Source organism: Maritalea sp. (assembly GCF_051251695.1).
In the GTDB taxonomy this organism is placed as follows: domain Bacteria; phylum Pseudomonadota; class Alphaproteobacteria; order Rhizobiales; family Devosiaceae; genus Maritalea.
In genome coordinates this window covers 1-2,586 of record NZ_JBPOEU010000084.1, presented here as the reverse complement: position 1 = coordinate 2,586, position 2,586 = coordinate 1, and the positions used below count along the sequence as shown (strand labels likewise).

The following is a 2,586-nucleotide window of genomic DNA, read 5'->3' as shown; positions in this document are numbered from 1 at the left end:
ACCGAACTTTTTGGTCGCAACATGAGTCTTGTCGACTCTGTCTGATGTTACAGGGTATTTCATAAGCGCGCCCAAGGTGCCGCAGCTGACATTAAGGCCAAAGTCGTCGTTTAAGATCTGTAGCTTGGTTAGTATTCGCAGAGCTTGGGCGTTTCCTTCAAAGTTAAGGTAATCCTCTTTCATCCGCTTGGAATCTTCTTCACTGATCTTCCCTTGGGCGACGGCTTCAGAAAAATTGAGGGCTTTGTTTTCGTTTTTTTGAAACCAAGAGCTAATCGCGTATTCGCCTTGGTGTCCAAATGGCGGGTTACCCACGTCGTGTGCTAAGCCCACAGCCGCAAGCATTGAAGGAAGGTCGCGCTTTGTGCCTTCGCCGGTCGGCACTCCCGTCTCGCCATGAACTAGCGCAACGCCAATACTGCGGGCCAAGTTTGACACCTCATGAGAGTGAGTGAGGCGGTTTCTAACGCTATCATTCTTGTCCAGAGGAAAGACCTGTGTTTTGTCCGCAAGCCTCCTTATTGGCGCACTGAATAGTATCCTGTCGTAGTCTCGCTCGATTTCTGTTCGAGTGCCCGCCGCACCAAGCCTGTCAGCCTCTCCACGCGGCCCGGCTAGGTCTTTGCGCCTTACACTTGTTAGCAATTTCGGCCATTCTAGGGGCTGATCTGCCATTGTTTTCTCCAAAGTAAGAGCGCGTTTATACTGCCTCAGACCAGAGAGAAAAAGCTCTTCTGGTCCCTCAACTTCAATACATCTGTGTCTTTGATCGTACTAGGGCTTCGCCGGAGTCCTCCGTTTGGAGTCACAACCTCAAGATCAGGGTTTTTGATAATTGCGAAGTTGATGTCATCGCTATGAACAGGTGTTTCTTTGTATGAGATCTCGTAAAATTCTGCCATCGGTAGCCGGTTCTCAAATCTCTCAACCACCCTGGGTATGTCATCCATCAGCTGTTTCCTCGCAGCGCCACGACTATCCTGATCAAATAAATAAAGGTCGGAGTTTTCGTTTGGGTCGTAATGAAGCATTCGCAGCCCTGACCTTCCAAAGTGCGCCTGCGAACTCATATTCTTGTGGAGCACATCGTTGTAGACTTGGCGTGCTCTGAATGAATTCGCAAAGTGGATGAGCCAGTACCTCCAACCGTCTGGGTTGTGTATCGAAAATGGACTGACATAGGATGCGGCACCCTTAAGGGTTTCAAAGACGACCTTCTCAATTGAGCCAAGCCACATGGGCTTGCTTTGATTTTCGTCTACGTTTGAAAGATTGCCAGCGAACGGAACTGTGCTGCCGTCTAGAATACCACTAATTCTTTCAGGCGAAAGATAGGTCAAAAAGGACTCGATCGCGAACGTCAGAAAGACCTCGGTTGATCGAGTGATCTTCATGAGATCAAGGAGAGTCGTTTCGGAGACTTGGGTGTAGCCATACTGGTCGAGATTAAAGAGCGCACTGCGCACACGAGAAGACTCTATGTTCTGGCAAATTTCTTGCCTGCGCTCCTCAAATTCACCGACATGGAATTTGGTATGCAACTTGATGTTTGGGTGTCTTGCCTTAATCTCAGCAATGATTGGTGCTGAGTTCTCGCGAAGCAGCTCAATCGCTTCAGGATCAACCTCGTTGAACGCAAAATAGCACTCGATGATTATCGGCCTGAAACCTTCAGCCGCTCTCAAAAGGTTCAACTCCTCTTCGGTCCGCCGTAAGGCGTCGAGCAGAACCAAGGGTGATCCAAACGACCCATCACCATAGAGGCCGGCGCCACTAAAGCCGTCTACGACTGCAAGCCGAAATTTCTCCTGCTGCGGAAGTACGCACCTAACCCTGAGGTATTCGCAAAAGTACTCATCGAGAATCTTCAGCTTGACCCGCGAATGACCATCCAGTGCGGCTCCGTTCTTCCAATCATAGGACTTTCTTACCATGCGCTCGGATGAACCATATCTGTGCTCGCTCAAGCGTGAGCTAGTTTGGGCATCTCATCAAAGGTCCGGCCTCTGAGCAGGCGACCGGTCTTCTTCTTGTTGACGCCGCCCCACTGTTTGAAGAAAAAGGCCGTGCCGGATTCTAGGCACTGATCGAGGATGTGCTCCACCCACTCTTTGTCCATCGGACGCGAGCGCGGACCGCTTTCCCCACCGACGATTGCCCAATGTATTCCGGTTAGGTCCACGCGTCCGACATCGCCGATCAGCGGTTCGAACGAGATGAAACGAACGCTTGAGGGAACTTCGCGCAGTTGGTCCATGCGCTCAACGACACGGTGATCCTCGACGCTAGTGCCCAGCCAGACATTGGCAAGCGGCTCCGGCGCAATCTCTTGCAACAGATCGGCCATCCGCTGTGGCCGCTTGGTCAGGATTTGGTAGTGGTGCTGCGGCGTCCGTCCCATCATGTCCCAGATGCGACGCACGAAGTCGCTTGGCACATCGGGGTGGAACAAGTCGGACATGGAATTGACGAACACCCGGCGAGGCTTCTTCCAGGACAGCGGTATCTCCACCGATTCTTCGTGGCAGCGCACCTTGTCGGTCCAGACAGCGCCGCGCTTCGAGCGCTTGGTAAGTCCTTCGTATT

The 2,586-nt window shown here is 51.9% G+C and carries 3 protein-coding genes; all 3 read right to left on the bottom strand.

Annotated elements, in window-relative coordinates:
• A partial coding sequence (gene dgt, locus ACSHWX_RS18205) for a dGTP triphosphohydrolase (protein WP_435669628.1) occupies positions 1-675 on the bottom strand: 675 nt, incomplete at its 3' end.
• Positions 676-710: 35 nt separating this feature from the next.
• A complete protein-coding gene (locus ACSHWX_RS18200) occupies positions 711-1,934 on the bottom strand; it encodes a three-Cys-motif partner protein TcmP (protein ID WP_435669627.1) in 1,224 nt (407 codons plus the stop codon).
• A gap of 29 nt (positions 1,935-1,963) precedes the next feature.
• A partial coding sequence (locus ACSHWX_RS18195) for a DUF5131 family protein (RefSeq protein ID WP_435669626.1) occupies positions 1,964-2,586 on the bottom strand: 623 nt, incomplete at its 5' end.

Bases quoted from the DNA above. Each gene is read 5' to 3' on its own strand.
- ACSHWX_RS18200 (WP_435669627.1), bottom strand. From the start codon at position 1,934: ATGGTAAGAAAGTCCTATGATTGGAAGAACGGAGCCGCACTGGATGGT.